The organism is Cohnella sp. SGD-V74 (assembly GCF_003001675.1).
GTDB lineage: Bacteria > Bacillota > Bacilli > Paenibacillales > Paenibacillaceae > Cohnella.
On record NZ_PVYW01000022.1, the window covers coordinates 1 to 15,080 of the forward strand.

Genomic DNA, 15,080 nt, shown 5'->3' on the forward strand with positions numbered 1-15,080 from the left:
GGATTTTTTATATAATCGCCATGAAAAACACTTATATTATTACATATATAGCTAATTGTAGTTATTTTCGCGTGAAGTTTTATGCAACGCTAGTGTCCTCGGACGCGTCATAGAAAGGAAGGAACCCCTTCAACGGATTGTCTACCGGCGAATTCCGATACTCTAGCGCATACGTTCCGGCCGAAGTTGCCCAAGCCGGCGGGCTAGGATGATCGACAGGCTCCGTCGTCGAGCCGCCTCCGGATTCGCCCGTCCGGCCCGACAACGCATACAATCCGATTCGGTCCAGGCTCAGGACGTTGTCGAGCTGCTGGATTGGAGCAAAACCGAACTGAATCTGCAGCACCTTGCTCGCATCGAATGGCGCGTCGCAAGCGTCGCAGCCTTGCCAATCGGATTGAGCGAGGGCGCTCCACGGAATTCTGACCATTCCTCTGTACCCCGCGGCGATGGAGAGGGAGCCTCCTTCGAGAAGAGTTGTCCGCCAGCCTTCGGCTGCATCGTAGAATTCCACGGAGCCCCCTGCTTTTAAGGAAAACTCGCCTTTCGGCGCATCCGTAACCAGAGAAAGGTTCAGATCCATCCCCTTGTTGCTCGGAGACGCATGGTTGACCCAGAAGACGAGTCCGTCGAACGCGGACCAGTCCGTATCCGCCCCGGCAAACGCCGTGCGCTTAATGTTGGCCCAATCGGATGCAGTCCCGACCGCAGGAGGGGTCACCGACAATTTCATCGCTTGCCCGCCGTCCGAGTAGTTCGTCCGGTCAATCGTTCGCAGCGCGGACGGCTGACCTGACTCCCAATCCACCCTCCAGACGTTCTGCAAGGCGGCATCGTCGGCGTAAGCTTCGAAATCTTCCAATACTTTGTCGGCGCGATAGACCGCGATGTCGTCAATCGTGATCACGTTATGAACGTAACCCGCCGGCGGGTATCCGAACTGAAGACCGGTGACTTCGCCGGCATCCAGCTCGGCCGCGCAGTCGGCTTGAACGCCGTCGCACTGCCAGGCGGATTGAACGAATTGATCCCAGGAAATGCTCACGACTCCCTGGAATCCCGCGGGAATAAGAAGCGAGCTTCCGCCGAACGCCGCGGTCTGCCAGCTTCCGTCTGCGGCGATCGTCAAGGCTGTCCCGCCTTCCTTTAACCCGAACTCGCCTTTCGCCGCAGGCGTTTGAAGCGCGACGTTTAAGCTGAAAGCTTTGTTGTCGTTCGTCGTATTGTCCACCCAGAAGCTCAGCCCGTCGAACAGAGACCAGTCCCTCTTGTCCGAAGGGATCGAATAGGCGATATTCGCCCACTCCGAATCGGCGATGGCCGCCGAAAGCTCCAGTCCCTGGCTTCCGCTTGCTTGGCCGAGCGCCCTTGCCACCGAGCCGGGTTTGTCCGACCACGCTTCGGTCCACGCCTGCCTAAGCGCCTCATCGTCCGCATAAGACTCGAAATCCTCGATCAGTCCCGGTTTGCCCGAAGCCGGCTCGGCGTGTGCCCGGTTTACGTAATTCATCCAGAACATGCTCGACAGCAAACAGATGACGAGGAATACTCTGAACGATGCCTTCCCCCTATCGCGTACGGATAACGGACCCATCGAAATCCTCCTTATTATCGCGCGGCGGCCGGTTAGCCTTTGTGCGCGCTGAATGCGATCCCTTCGATGAATTGCTTCTGGAAGATGAAGAAGAGGACGATCATCGGAACGACCGCCATGAAGGCGCCTGCCATCAGCACCGGATAGTCCGTCCCGAACATGGACACCAGCGTCGCGATCCCCGACGACAAGGTCATCTTCTCGGGCGAGCTGTTAATGATAAGCGGCCATTGCAGCTCGTTCCACGCCCACTGCAGTTGAATGATGACAATCGCGACCAATGCCGACTTGACCAACGGGAGCATGATGTGCCAATAAATCTGAAACGGATTGCAGCCGTCGAGCACCGCCGCTTCTTCCAATTCCTTGGATATGGTCAGAAAAAACTGCCTGAGCAGAAACGTGGCGAAAGGGCTGACCAACGAGGCAATCCACAGCGCGGTAACCGTATTGACCAATCCCAGGTCGCTCATCATCATATATTGCGGCGTATAAAATACCGGATTAGGCACCATCATGACCGAGATAAGCAGAATAAAAAGAATCGAGCTTCCCGGAAACTTGATCCGGGCGAAAGCATAGGCCGCCATCGAGCTGAATATGACCGGGAATGCGGTCTTCATGGCCGCCGTGATCACCGTATTCAAGTAATAATAAGGAAACGCGGATTGCTTGATCGCCTCGATGTATCCTCTTAAGCTGGGGGCCTCGGGAAAATAACGGATCGGAATTTGCGTCGCTTCCGTCGTCGTTTTCAGCGAAGTCAGCACCATCCATACGAATGGAACGAGCATGGCCACGGAGCTGACGATAAGAATGATATGAACGATGAGGTTGATCTTCCTCGTCGATGAGATGGGCACCTCCGTTCCCCCCTTTCCTTAGTCGTAGACGACCCATTTTTTCTGAAACGCAAATTGAATTCCCGTAAGCAAAAGATTGATCAGCAGCAAAATATTGACGATCGCCGCGCCGTAATTGGGATTAAAATAAACGAAGCTGTTCTGATAATAGGCATATACGAGCGACCGTACCGACGGAAGCGCGACATTCGTCTTCCCGATAATCAAGTAGATAGAGTCGAAAATCTGCGTCGCTCCGATCAGCAGGATAATGCTCGTAAAGAAGAGCGTCGGCGTCAGCAGCGGCACCGTAATATAGCGAAACTTATTGAATCTCTTGGCTCCGTCGATTTCCGCGGCTTCGTAGAGCGTTTTGGGTATTCCTTGCAAGCCTGCGAGAATGAGCAACATGTTCAAGCCGATGGCTCCCCACACGCCGACGATGACCAGCACGAACATGGCATAATTCGGGTCGGACAACCAGGCTACGCGGGTGCCAAGAAGATGATTGACGAGTCCGAAGTCCTTGGCGAACAGGACGACCCACACCATCGCCGCCGCTGCCGGCATCGTGACTTGAGGCAGGAAAAACACGACGCGATACACGGACAGCGCTTTGATCTTCGCGTTCAGCAGCACTGCGAAAAAGGTGGACAGCACCAGCGTAAGCGGCACGAACAGAACGACATAGTACAGGGTGTTGCGCAGATTTTGCCAAAACTCCCGATCTTGGAACAGCTTCACATAGTTGTCGAATCCGACCCAATGATTGACGAGCCCGAAATTCTCGGACCGCTGGAATCCGAGCATAATCGAATGGAGAACCGGCCAACCCCAGAAAACCAATGTGCCCAGGAGAGTCGGCGCGATCATGAAATAAGCCCACGCATATCTGCTTCTGGAATTCACTCTGACCACTCCCTATTCAGGGGAGACGTTCCCGGTCTTGAAGAACGTCTCCCGAATCGCTGTATTTTGGACGCTAACTTACTTCGTTTCCTCGATCGCCTGATTCATCATCTCGGCGACCTTCTTCGCCGTTTCCTCTACCGAGGCGGCTCCGCCCCACGCTTGCGACATCATCTCGGGCTCTTTGGCGAACCATACCGGATACGACTTGGAGCCGCTCGGATACGGAATCGCATCGGCCACTTGATCGATGAAGATCTGCAGATTCAAGTGAGGTCTCGACGTCAACCACGCTTCTTGCGTGCCGTTGAATGCCGGGATGGCCGCGCCCATCTCCGCCGTAATTTCCGCCGCTCTCTGCGAACCAAGGAACTTGAGGAACTGCCACGCTTCATCCTTGTGCTTGCCGCTTGCAGACATGACGTTGCCCAGGCCGTTAATGATGTTGCCTCTCTTGACCTTGCCTTTAGGCAGCTTCGCCCAATCCCATTTCCCCTGAATAATGTCGCTGCCGTCGATGTCGCTGATCCGCCAGGACCCGTCGAAGATCATCGCCAATCTTCCGGACTTGAACATTTCGGTCGCTTCCGTGTCCGTCATTTGCTGATGGGTTGGAGATGCGCCGTCGAGCGTCATTTGATAACGGGCTTGCAGCGCTTCGATCGAAGCCGGGTCGTCGTAGCCCGATTTGCTCATGTCGTCGGACAAAATGTACCCGCCGTTAGCCAGCATGTCGTTCCAATAGCCGGTCTGGGTGTCCAATTTTGCTCCGAAGCCGTAGATGCCTTTGTCCGGTTGGCTCAATTGCTTGGCTACTTCCGCAAGCTTCGCATAGTCCCACGTATCGTCCGGATAAGGGATGTTCGCTTGATCGAACAGCTCTTTGTTGTAAGCCAAGCCGATCGTATCGAAATCCTTCGGCACGCCGTAGTTCTCGCCGTTCAGCGTATAGATGGAAGCCAGGTCGGCCGCGTAATTGTTCAGATCGATTTCTCCGGCCTGTACTTTGCTCGTGATCGGCTCCAGGAAATTGCCTGTCGCGTATTTGACGAATTGGCCTCCGTGCATCCAGAACACGTCCGGCAGCGTTCCGGCAGGAGCGGCTGCGGACATTTTGGTCCAGTAATCGCCCCACGGGATAACTTCGACCTTGACCTTGATATGCGGATTCTGCGCCGTGAACTCCTCCGCAATGGCTTCCATTGCCGGCTGCTGGATTTTATCCCAGATGGAATAGGTAATCGTGACGTTCTTTTTGGACTCGTTCGCCGTTCCCCCGGCACTGCTGCTCGGACTGCTGTCAGATGCGCCTTTCGAGTTGTTGCCGCATGCGGACGCGACCAAAGCCAATACGAGGAAAACAACTGCAAGAACGAATGAAAATTTGTTTCTTTTTACCATCTTACATCCCCCTAGTTGATTAATTTAGGCAAATTTTTGCATAAATAATTTTGAAAATCCGCTTGCCCTGTTACACTTTCATTCTAATGGAACGCCGCAACGGTTCGATATGCCTCATTTTTAAGATTGCATGCCTGATTGTTAAGATAAAAAGATTTGCATACGAAATAGATCCATCCATAATAGCGATGGATCTTTGCGCAAATTTGTGCAAATAAAGCCGGAAACGCAATTAAGCGCCTCGTAGGGTAGGGACATGAATGGATCATTGTCCTTAGCCCATCGCGAGGCGCTTTTCTCGTCGTAACCTATCTTCTTCTTTCTGCATGGCATTCGGTTTCCGGCCAAAAGGCGGTGATAAATGCCTCTGAGCGGGTTTGCATACACGCCCTAGACGTCCGGCTGAAGCAGACGTCCGTTATCGTTCCACTGGCCGTACATTTTATTTTCTCTGGTATGGATTATTAATTTGTCCAATCTGCTCTTATACAGCTCCGGCTGATTGGCAACGCTCTGGATCGTGTCGATGCGGACTCGCTGATACAGCGCCGGAAACCCTAGAAAGTTTTTGTAGGTCTCGCTGTCCTCTGTAAGCCTTTGTTCGATCTCTGGATCTATCTTAAACGAATCGTACGCCATATCGGGAAGCACCTTTCTCCCCTCTTCCCGCATTAATCCCAGCCTTTCAAGCCGGCGTACGCGCTCCTTATTCAATTCCGTCCAAGAGCTTGTTTTGCTTCTCGGAGACAGCCTCTGCCCCATCTCGGTTTCGGACACTTTCTTCTTGATCCCGTCGATCCATCCCACGCATAACGCTTCTTCGACCGCATCCAAGTACAGCAGCGTTCCCGGGGCAGGCTTCATGCCGACGACCACCCAGCAGCATTTCTCGGTTCGACTATTTGCCTGCAGCCAATCCCTCAAACCCTCTCTCGAGCTTACGTCAAGCAGGTTTTCAATTTTCATCGCTATATACATTCTCCTTTTGTCAGCGGCGTTGAGACAATTATAAAATAGGAATGTTGACAACTGTCTGTCAACATTCCTATTGTTAGCTTTCGTCTGCCGGATTGATCATGGCGAGCACCTGATGATCCTCCCACACCCCGTTGATCTTGACGTTGCTGCGCGAAATCCCTTCCTTGCGGAAGCCGGCATTTTCCAGTACCCGGATCGATCCGGGATTGCGAGGAGAGGCCTCCCCGACTATCCGGTGAAACTTCAGCTCCTCGAAGGCATAACGCACGACCTGCTTCACGGCTTCCGTCATATAGCCTTTGCCGTTGTACGCCTGGTCCAGACTGTAGCCGATCATGCAGCTTTGCAGCGGTCCTCGCGCCACGAAGTTCAGATCAACGTTGCCGATAATTCGGTCGTCGTTCTCCTTGAGGCATATGACGAATGAATATTTCCGATCCGCTTCCCTGTCGGATACACTCTTGGCGATCGCTTGAAGCTGATACTCCTCCGTATCGTACTGTTCCGGATGGCCGGGTGAGAACTTCTCGAAGAACTCCTTGTTGCGCTTGTACATCGCCGCCAATTCGGCCGCGTCCGACTCCTCGGGGAATCGAACGTAGATTTGCTGCTCGGACATTCGTCCCCCTCCTCTCTCTATTGCGGATCGATTCGCACAAAGCCCACTACGCCTTATCCGCCGGCGGAGAGCACGATTCCCGCTCAATCAGCTCGGTCTTAAGACTAATGTGGACTTCTGCGATATTTTTGTTCGTGATTAGTTCGGTCAGTACTTTGGCGATAACGGAGCTAATGTCGTACCTGAATCTTCGGACGGTCGTTAACGGCGGAACCATGAACTCCGACAGCTTCAAATCGTCGAAGCCGACCAAGGAGACGTCCTGCGGAATGCGGAAGTTCATCTCCGCCAAGCCCTTCATCGCCCCGAAAGCCATGATGTCGTTAAACGTAAAAATCGCGGTCACGGACGGCTCCGCCCTCATCAATTGCTTCACCGCCTCATATCCGTGCGAAGGATCGAACGGCCCCATGACGACTTGGGTGTCGGACCACGGCAGCTTAAAATCGCGAAACGCGTCTTTGCACCCATCCAGCCGGTTCAAGCTCACCAGATGACTTTTCGGCCCCGCGATGATCCCGATTTTCCGATGCCCCAATCCGTGCAAATAGCGAATGACCTCGTAGGCGCCTTTGCGATTATCGTAATCGATATAGTTTTGGCCGGTCTTATAGGTTCTTCCGTTCGTAAGCAAATACGGAATTCCGAGCCTCTCCAGCTCTTCGAACATCTTGTCGTTGACGAACGGATCGAATACGACGGCCGCGTCCGCTTTTTCCTCGCTCAGCAGCTTATAGGCCGGTGAGGAATGCAAATCCGGGCTGTGCTTCGCGATATGAATCCGATGGCCGTACGCTTCGAACTCTTCCTTCAAGTGATTCAAGTCGGCGGAAGTAGACGGATCGTTATCGACGAAGTCGCTGCTGCCCGGAACGATGACGACGATATTATAGGAAACGCCGGCCAGCTTGGAGGGAGCGACACCCGGCTTCAGGTGCTCGTTCGCGATTTCCAATACTTTTCGGCGGGTCTCCTCGCTGAAATTGCCCTGGTTGTTCATAATTCTGGACACCGTACTGATCGAAACGTTTGCCTTTTTTGCGATTTCTTTGAGTTTGATGGCCGCTCCCCCCAATACTGCGCAACTTTTTGCACAACAAGGAAAGTATAGCGTTTCCTGTCGTTTCCGGTCAATTGTTCATCAAAAGACCCCATATGCCTCCGAGCGGAGGAATGGGGTCTCATTTTTACGACGCAACCGAGTCCGAGACGCCTCTTTCGAAAGCTTCTCTCCCCGCGATTACGAAACATTCGACGACCTTCTCGTTTCGGATCGTCTTTCTCGCTTCGGCCATCGCCGCATCGCCTTGATCCTGGCACAGAATGCCGATTTCCTTCTGATACCGCTCGTCCGCCTGCCCGGCTTTGATCTGACTGCCCAAGCTGCACCCGAGTTTATAAAACTCCAGCGAATGAACCTCTACGAACCTTTGCAGGAACGGATTTTCGAGATACGCCCTGCCTTCGGCCTGGCTCAATCCGGCATGATGGCGCAGAGCGTTGCCCAATACGTAAACAATCCTGGAAACCGCCTGTTCATGCCCTCTCCGAATCTCTTCGATCAGATCGCTCAGCATCCCCGGATTCGCCAGGTTATCTATCGCCAGCTCCATCTTGGCCCTTCCCTTAATATGACCGGCGGAATTTCTTCCGAGCATGTTATCGAAAATTCCCAATGCGAGCAACCTCTTTCTGATATTGAATAGATTGTGCCGATCTCGAAGCTGCGGATTCTGACAGGCATTTCCGGGAAACCAACTGGCTTGCGTCTATTATATCGAAATCGACTTGAAAATGCTCGATAATCGTTTGGCAAAACAGGTAAACCATTCTGCCCGAAGGCTTGAATGAATAGCATGAGAGTTTTCCGTTACCCGACCGCAGTTTCTTCGAATTCGTTCTCCCGCCCGCCTTCCTGAATTCTCAGGACGCGATCGCATATTGCCTCGATATCCGCCTGATCGTGAGAGACGAGCAGACAGGTGATGTTCGCCTTCCGCAGAATTTGCCTGAGCTCGCTGCGAATAGAAGCCTTCAAATGGGCGTCCAGGCTGCTGAAAGGCTCATCCATCAGAAGTACCGAAGGCTGCGGGGCTAACGCCCGGGCCAGTGCGACCCGCTGCTGCTGTCCGCCGCTAAGCTCGTGCGGATAACGCTTCGCGTATTCCTTCATCTGCACAAGCTCCAGCATCTGTTCCAACCGCAGGAGACGCATCGATCTCTTGAGCTTGTGCAGCCCGAAGACGATATTATCGGCGACAGTCATATTCGGGAACAAGGCATAATCTTGAAACACCATGCCGACGCCGCGTTGTTCGGGCTCAAGGAAGACGCGCTCGTTCGTCAGCAAGCGGCCGTCAACGGAAATGCTGCCGCTTTCCGGCATTTCAAGCCCCGCTATCAGTCTGAGAAGCGTGCTCTTCCCGCTGCCGCTGGCTCCCAGAACGCCTACGATTTCGCCGCGGGACACGGTGAACGACAGCTTGTCGATCACTGCCGGCTGCCTGCCGGAAAAGCGGAACGTAATCTGTTCAAGCGCAACATAAGCCATAGACTCATCTCCTTTCCGGTCTTAACAGGATCAGTACGGACACCAGTCCGATCATCACAAGCAGCAACGACGGCAGAGCGGCGTCGAATACGCGTTCGTCCGTAGCATACTGATAGGCGCGGGTCGATAACGTGTCGTAATTAAACGGTCTGAGCAGCAGCGTAAGCGGCAGCTCCTTGATGATCTCCACGAAGGTCAGCACGAAGCCGCTAAGCAGCGACCCTTTGATCAGCGGAAGCTCCACCCGGAGGAACGTGAATAGACTGCTTCTGCCGAGCGTCCGCGAGGCCTCCGAATAGACCCTCGGCATTTTCTCGTACCCTGCTTCCAAAGCGCCGTATCCCGTTGCCATAAAGCGAATGACATAGCCGGTCAAGAGCATGGCCAGCGACAAGCTGAGCACGAGCGCCCCGTCGTCTTTGCCCATCGCTCTGTAGAGTGGAGCAAGCCGTCCATCCAGCTCGATAAAAACGGCCAATACGCCAATGGCCACGATGGCGCCGGGAACAGAGTATCCCGCCGACATCAGCCGAGACAGAGCCTGCATGAAGGGAGAATCGAACATTCTCGCCGCTCGGGAGGAGACAATTGCGATCAGCAGAATGATTGCCGTTGCGACCCCGGCGCCCTTGATCGTGTTCGCGATCAGATCGGCGAAGTCGGAACGCCATATTTTACCGCCATACTGAATCGACCATGCCGCCAATTGAGCGATCGGGATCGCGAAGGCCAACAAAAAAATAACCGTACAAAACGCAGCGGCCCCCCATGCCGCCACCCCTTTCAATCGCTGCGGTCTAAGGGGATGACTTCGGCTTGTCGTGCTCGCGTAACGCTTGCTTCGCCGCAGCCAGCGTTCGATCATGAAGAGACCAATGACGCCGACCATAAGCCACGCCGCCAATTTCATAGCCGAATCGACATCGTACATCCCGAACCAGGTTTGAAAAATAGCCGTCGACACCGTCTGCACACCGAAATAATTGGCCACCCCGTAATCGCTGAGCACCTCGAAGACGACCAACATGACGCCCCCTATAACGGCAGGTCTGGACAACGGCAGCACTACCCTGAAAAAGACGGAAAGCGGCTTATGCCCCAGCAGTCTCGCATTTTCAATAAATGAAGCACTCTGGCGCTCCAGGAAAACCCGGGTCATCAGGAAAATGTACGGAAACAGAAACAGGGTTAATACGAACACGGCTCCGCGATCCGACATGATCTCAATCGTTCCCGGCGGCAGCGCGACGTCGAAGCGATTGCGAAGCGTCGCTTGAATAATGCCCGTGTAACCGGTCATCGAGCTGTATGTATAGGCCGCTATATAGGGCGGAACGGCGAGCGGCAGCACGAGCGCCCACTTGAAGAAGTTTCTGAGCGGAAACGTATAACCCGCAATAAGCCAAGCCAGCGCAACTCCGATAAAAGCGGCAAAAAAGCCGGTAAAAAACACCAGCTTGGCCGAACCCAAAACATAATCGGTAAGCAAAAATTGCTTAACCTTGCTCCAATTGTCGTTGGGCGGCCGGAACAAGCAGGCCAGCACGTAAAGGATGGGCAGCAGTACGACTGCCGCCCCGATCACGCTAGTCATCGTCCATCCGTTGACGTGCCTCCCTGCCAATCTCGGAAGCAGCGTTATCTTCATCCCTTATTTCCAACCGACCTTATTGGCGATTTCCACGGCTTTCGGATTCAGTTCGCCGTATTTGGCAAAATCGACGTTCTGGGTCTTGAACTCTCCCCAGCTCTTCAGCAGCTCAGGAACCTCCGCTTGGCCGTTTACCGGGAACTCGAAATTGGCCTGCGAAATTTTCGTTTGCGCTTCCATCCCGGTCAGAAACTCCAACAGCTTGACGGCGTTGTCTTTATTTTTGCTGTGCTTGATAAGTCCCGCGCCGCTGATGTTGATGTGGGTTCCCGTCGTCTGCTGATTCGGGAAGAATACCCCGATTTGCTCTGCAACCTTCACTTCTTCGGCATCTTGGGAAGTCGCCAGCTGTCCAACGTAGTAAGTATTCATGATTCCGACATCGCCGACTCCGGCAACGATCGCCTTCGCCTGATCCCGGTCGCCGCCCTCCGGCTCCCGCGCCAGGTTCGCGGCAATGCCCGCCGCCCAGTCTTCCGCTTCTTTCTCGCCCATGATGGCGATGAAGGCAGCCAACATCGACTGATTGTACAGGTTCGTCGCCGATCTTACGACAACCTTGCCCTTCCATTTGTCTCCGGCAAGATCCTCATAAGTGGACAGCTGAGCCGGATCGACACGATCCTTGGCGTATACGATAACGCGTGCGCGCGTGGATAAGCCGATCCAATGGCTTTCCGTGTCGCGCAGCTCGGCCGGCACTTGTTCGTCGACAACGCCGGATACGATCGGCTGCAGAACGTCCTCCCCCTTGGCCGTATTCAGAATGCCTCCGTCTACCGTAATGAACAGGTCGGCAGGCGTGCTCGCGCCTTCGCGCTTGATGCGCTCGATCAACTCCGGCGCTTTGCCTTCTACCACGTTGACTTTAATGCCCGTTTGCTTCGTAAACATATCGTATAATTCCTGATCCACATCATAGTGGCGAGCTGTATAAATATTAACTTCGCCGCCCGTTTGGGACGGCTCCGGACTTGCTGAATTAGCCGGCGTCTCCGTCTGCGCCTGTGTCTGCGTCGGACTAGGGGAAGCTTCGCCGGAACTGCTCGGTTTCGAATTGTTGGCGCCGCATCCCGCCAGAAGCGTCGCGACCATAATAAAAACAACGAGTAAAATCGAATTGCGTTTGCTGAACATCTTTCTTTTCCTCCTCATTTAAGTCCCCGATCGATAACGATACTCATTCTCATCGATTCGCCAAACTAAAGCCTATCCTGGTAATCTGATAATGAATATCATTATTAATTGGACCGCCTATTTCTCATTTTAACAACGAAAAATGAGAAAGTGCTGTGAAAGGAAAACTTCGTTCTCGCAAATGCAAAGCCACGCTTCCTTACTTCCAGCCGACGCTCTGGAAGATTTCCTTCGCCTGCTCATGATACTGGCCGAGATTCGCAATCTCCACCGGTTGCCGTTTAAAGCCTTGCCAACTTCTCAGCAGCTCGGGCATATCGGCCTCCGCGTTTACCGGAAACTCGTAGCTGCCCTGCGTAAGCATCGTTTGCCCTTCCTTGCCCGTCACAAACTCGATAAACTTAAGCGCGTTCTCCTTATTCGGAGCGTGTCTGGCCAATGCGATTCCGCTAATGTTGACATGGGTTCCCGTCGTTTGCTGATTCGGAAAAACAATTCCCAGCTTCTTCGCTGCTTCCAGTTCCGTCAGATCGTTAGAGTTCAGCATTTGGCCGATGTAGTACGTATTCATGATCGCTACGTCCCCGACGCCTGCTGCAAGCGCCACGGCTTGGGCTTTGTCCCCGCCCTCGGGCTCGCGGGCAAGATTCCGGACGATTCCTTCCGCCCACCTTGCGGCTTCCCGTTCGCCATGCAGACCGATGAACGATGCCAGCAAAGACTGATTGTACAAGCTGGACGCCGACCGAACGAGCACCCTTCCTTCCCAGCGGTCGCTTGCCAGCTCCTCATAGCTGCTCAGCTCCTCGGGGTTTATGCGGTCCTTGGCATACACGAGCACCCTGGAACGGGTGGAAATGCCTACCCAATAGTTGCCCGGGTCGCGCCACTCCGCAGGCACATTCCGCAATACGGCTTCCGACGATATCGGTTGAAGCACTCCGCTCTGCTTCGCGTAATTAAGGATTCCGCCGTCGACGGTGACGAACAGGTCCGCGGACGAGGCTTGTCCTTCCTGCTTCATCAGTTCTACAAGCTCCTCGGCCGTTCCCTTGACTTCATTGATCTGGATGCCTGTCCGCCGCGCGAACTCCTGATAGATGGTATTGTCCACCTGGTAATGCCTTGCCGTGAAAAGATTGATGACCTGCCGTTTGCCGGCAGCCGCTTCCTGCCGCTTGGTCGTACAGGACGAGCACACCGTAAGCAGAAGGATTAATGCAGCCGCCAGCAGAATTCCGCGATTACCCCCTTGTTTCATTGAACCTTCACCTCCCGCCCATCCGCATGGGCCCGACAGGGAAACGAGATCGTCACAGTCGTTCCTGCGGACTCCTTGCTTTGAATCGTCATTTGGCCGTTGTAGCGCTCAATCAACCGCTTGGCAATCGCCAACCCGAGCCCCGTTCCTCCCTGCTTCCGGCTTCGCGCTTTATCCACTCGGTAGAAACGGTCCGTCACATACGGCAGATCCTTCTCCGGAATGCCTACTCCGCTGTCTGCAATTTCGAACACCGCCGCTTCGTTGCGTACGGAGCCCGTAACCCGGACAGGGGAGCCGACTTCCGAATATTTCACCGCATTGTCCAGCAGAATCATCATTATTTGCTCCAGATGCCTCTCCGCAACGACGACATCCCGATCCGCGAAGCCCGTCAGCTTCGTTTCGAACGTATACTGCGGATGCAGCTGCTCCCATTGTCCGACAATGTTGAGAATCGTCCGATCGGCCCGCAGCGTGACTTCATCGGCTGCAAGCCCGTCCTTCTCCGTTCTGGTGAGCGTAAGCAGATCCTGCACGAGCGCTTTAATCCGGGTGAGCTCGTGATAGGAAATGTTCAAAGACTCCTCCAAAGTTTCAGGATCATGCTTGCCCCAGCTCAGCAGCAAGGACAAATGACCGTCCATAATGGCAATCGGCGTGCGCAGCTCATGCGAGGCGTCCTCGACGAACTGGCTTTGCTGGGAAAAAGAACGCTCGACTTGATCCATCATCTCGTTAAAAATTTTCATCAGGGTAGTCATCTCGTCCTCTTTGTCAGGAACGGCGATCCGTTCTTGTACCCCTTTGCGTTCAACGTCCCTCATCGTCCTGGCCATCAGCTGAAGCGGCTTCAGCAATTGCCGGGCGAGCAGGCCGCCTCCCAGACCGCTCAACACGACGGCCCCCAGGCCGGAAAACAGGAACACCCGCAAAATCGCTTCCGTCAGCCTTTGGAACTGATCTATATTTCTCACGATCTCGACCGTTCCATGAAACGAATGAATCGTAATCGGACTCCTGATTACGAGCAAGGAGTGTCCGGCATGGTCGGTAACGACAATTTCGGTCTCCGGCTTGACCTCGGGAGCGATCCACTCTTCCGGGATCCCGTCGGACACCGCGATCACCTTGTCGCCATGCTGGTCGATGATCCGAATCATTTGATCGCTCTGGTTCTTCTTGTCCAGATAGCTCCGATTGCGCAGCAGCTCGTCTTCGGCGAAGCCGGCTTCCCTTTCCAGCAGCCCGTTTAGAACCTCGTTCATTTTTTGCCGCGCCTGCTTCTTCTCCTGGGCCATCATCCATTTCTCGACATACACGTACTGAACGGTATTGTAGGCAACGAACAGCACGAAAATGAGAACCGCCGACCATAAGGTCAACATCCACTTGAACGGCATGCGCGACAGCGTTCGCTTCAAGGACGGAAGGTTCATGGCTTCATCGCGTAGCCGATGCCGCGCAACGTTTGAATATAGCTGGGCTGTTCCGGGTCGTTGATTTTGTTGCGCAAATATCGGATGTACACGTCAACGACATTCGTATCCACCACCGCTTCGAAGCCCCATACTTTATTGAGAAGCGCCTCCCTGCTCATTGCGCGATTGGCGTTTTCCATCAGTGCGACCAGCAAATCGAACTCTCGCTTGGTTAACCCGATTTCAACTTCCCCCCGCTTGGCAACCCTCAAATCGACGTTGACGGACAAGTCCCGAAATGTAAGGAGCGCTTGCGAAGAAGATTCAAGATTGTCCTCCTGTCTTCTTGAAATCACTCTCATCCGGGCTTTCAGCTCTTCGATGGCAAACGGCTTGGGCATATAGTCGTCAGCGCCGCAATCCAAGCCCGCTACGCGGTCCGTTATACTGTCTCTGGCCGTCAGCATAATAACAGGCGTTTTCTTGAGAGCACGAATTTTCCGGCATATCTCCAGTCCGTCCAGCTTCGGGAGCATCAGATCCAGCAAAATAAAGTCCCATTCCTCGCCAAGCGCAAGATGAAGCCCCGTTAACCCGTCATATGCCAAAACCACTTCGTTTCCTTCGCGGCGCAGCTCCATTTCGACGAACCGCGAAAGATGCTGCTCGTCTTCTATGAATAAAATCCGCTTCATTTCGTCCGATCCCTCTCCGTA

Annotated in this window: 14 protein-coding genes; all 14 read right to left on the minus strand. The window is 54.0% G+C overall.

All coding sequences use genetic code 11. The annotated features are described in order from the left end of the window. Positions 1-79: 79 nt before the first annotated feature. The gene (locus B0G52_RS27550; RefSeq protein ID WP_094049342.1) at positions 80-1,594 is read right to left on the minus strand and encodes a carbohydrate binding domain-containing protein; all 1,515 of its coding nucleotides are present in this window, start codon (positions 1,592-1,594) and stop codon (positions 80-82) included. A 32-nt stretch (positions 1,595-1,626) separates the two neighbouring features. Beyond that, positions 1,627-2,388 (minus strand): carbohydrate ABC transporter permease, encoded by a 762-nt coding sequence (locus B0G52_RS27555; protein ID WP_369827148.1) that lies wholly within the window; start codon positions 2,386-2,388, stop codon positions 1,627-1,629. 87 nt (positions 2,389-2,475) lie between these two features. Beyond that, complete coding sequence (locus B0G52_RS27560; RefSeq protein ID WP_198960740.1) at positions 2,476-3,345, minus strand: carbohydrate ABC transporter permease; 870 nt, start codon at positions 3,343-3,345, stop codon at positions 2,476-2,478. A gap of 78 nt (positions 3,346-3,423) precedes the next feature. Further along, a complete protein-coding gene (locus B0G52_RS27565) occupies positions 3,424-4,746 on the minus strand; it encodes an ABC transporter substrate-binding protein (RefSeq protein WP_094049346.1) in 1,323 nt (440 codons plus the stop codon). 390 nt (positions 4,747-5,136) lie between these two features. Further along, positions 5,137-5,712 carry a YdeI/OmpD-associated family protein gene (locus B0G52_RS27570; RefSeq protein WP_094049348.1) on the minus strand — a complete coding sequence of 192 codons (576 nt, stop codon included), beginning with the start codon at positions 5,710-5,712 and terminating at the stop codon, positions 5,137-5,139. Positions 5,713-5,797: 85 nt separating this feature from the next. Further along, on the minus strand, positions 5,798-6,343 hold the full coding sequence (locus B0G52_RS27575; protein WP_094049350.1) for a GNAT family N-acetyltransferase: 546 nt from the start codon (positions 6,341-6,343) through the stop codon (positions 5,798-5,800). A gap of 46 nt (positions 6,344-6,389) precedes the next feature. Then, positions 6,390-7,418, minus strand: a complete 1,029-nt coding sequence (locus B0G52_RS27580; RefSeq protein WP_094049352.1) for a LacI family DNA-binding transcriptional regulator — start codon at positions 7,416-7,418, stop codon at positions 6,390-6,392. Positions 7,419-7,530: 112 nt separating this feature from the next. Further along, the gene (locus B0G52_RS27585; RefSeq protein ID WP_143762664.1) at positions 7,531-7,956 is read right to left on the minus strand and encodes a hypothetical protein; all 426 of its coding nucleotides are present in this window, start codon (positions 7,954-7,956) and stop codon (positions 7,531-7,533) included. A 257-nt stretch (positions 7,957-8,213) separates the two neighbouring features. Next, positions 8,214-8,894 carry an ABC transporter ATP-binding protein gene (locus B0G52_RS27590; protein ID WP_094049356.1) on the minus strand — a complete coding sequence of 227 codons (681 nt, stop codon included), beginning with the start codon at positions 8,892-8,894 and terminating at the stop codon, positions 8,214-8,216. Between the two features lie 4 nt (positions 8,895-8,898). Continuing rightward, complete coding sequence (locus tag B0G52_RS27595) at positions 8,899-10,542, minus strand: ABC transporter permease (protein ID WP_094049358.1); 1,644 nt, start codon at positions 10,540-10,542, stop codon at positions 8,899-8,901. Between the two features lie 3 nt (positions 10,543-10,545). After that, entirely contained in the window at positions 10,546-11,682 is a 1,137-nt protein-coding gene (locus B0G52_RS27600; RefSeq protein ID WP_198960741.1) for a Fe(3+) ABC transporter substrate-binding protein, read from the minus strand. 199 nt (positions 11,683-11,881) lie between these two features. Beyond that, complete coding sequence (locus B0G52_RS27605) at positions 11,882-12,943, minus strand: extracellular solute-binding protein (RefSeq protein WP_094049360.1); 1,062 nt, start codon at positions 12,941-12,943, stop codon at positions 11,882-11,884. Continuing rightward, positions 12,940-14,382: a HAMP domain-containing sensor histidine kinase gene (locus tag B0G52_RS27610; protein ID WP_233163125.1), complete on the minus strand. Its 1,443-nt coding sequence runs from the start codon at positions 14,380-14,382 to the stop codon at positions 12,940-12,942. The genes B0G52_RS27605 and B0G52_RS27610 overlap by 4 nt, the downstream gene beginning before the upstream one ends. Next, positions 14,379-15,059, minus strand: a complete 681-nt coding sequence (locus B0G52_RS27615) for a response regulator transcription factor (RefSeq protein WP_094049585.1) — start codon at positions 15,057-15,059, stop codon at positions 14,379-14,381. The genes B0G52_RS27610 and B0G52_RS27615 overlap by 4 nt, the downstream gene beginning before the upstream one ends. Between the last annotated feature and the right edge of the window lie 21 nt (positions 15,060-15,080).

Bases quoted from the DNA above. Each gene is read 5' to 3' on its own strand.
- B0G52_RS27600 (WP_198960741.1), bottom strand. From the start codon at position 11,682: ATGTTCAGCAAACGCAATTCGATTTTACTCGTTGTTTTTATTATGGTC.
- B0G52_RS27555 (WP_369827148.1), bottom strand. From the start codon at position 2,388: ATGCTCGTTCCATTCGTATGGATGGTGCTGACTTCGCTGAAAACGACG.
- B0G52_RS27570 (WP_094049348.1), bottom strand. From the start codon at position 5,712: ATGAAAATTGAAAACCTGCTTGACGTAAGCTCGAGAGAGGGTTTGAGG.
- B0G52_RS27575 (WP_094049350.1), bottom strand. From the start codon at position 6,343: ATGTCCGAGCAGCAAATCTACGTTCGATTCCCCGAGGAGTCGGACGCG.
- B0G52_RS27550 (WP_094049342.1), bottom strand. From the start codon at position 1,594: ATGGGTCCGTTATCCGTACGCGATAGGGGGAAGGCATCGTTCAGAGTA.
- B0G52_RS27590 (WP_094049356.1), bottom strand. From the start codon at position 8,894: ATGGCTTATGTTGCGCTTGAACAGATTACGTTCCGCTTTTCCGGCAGG.
- B0G52_RS27565 (WP_094049346.1), bottom strand. From the start codon at position 4,746: ATGGTAAAAAGAAACAAATTTTCATTCGTTCTTGCAGTTGTTTTCCTC.
- B0G52_RS27605 (WP_094049360.1), bottom strand. From the start codon at position 12,943: ATGAAACAAGGGGGTAATCGCGGAATTCTGCTGGCGGCTGCATTAATC.
- B0G52_RS27610 (WP_233163125.1), bottom strand. From the start codon at position 14,382: ATGAACCTTCCGTCCTTGAAGCGAACGCTGTCGCGCATGCCGTTCAAG.
- B0G52_RS27615 (WP_094049585.1), bottom strand. From the start codon at position 15,059: ATGAAGCGGATTTTATTCATAGAAGACGAGCAGCATCTTTCGCGGTTC.
- B0G52_RS27585 (WP_143762664.1), bottom strand. From the start codon at position 7,956: ATGGAGCTGGCGATAGATAACCTGGCGAATCCGGGGATGCTGAGCGAT.
- B0G52_RS27595 (WP_094049358.1), bottom strand. From the start codon at position 10,542: ATGAAGATAACGCTGCTTCCGAGATTGGCAGGGAGGCACGTCAACGGA.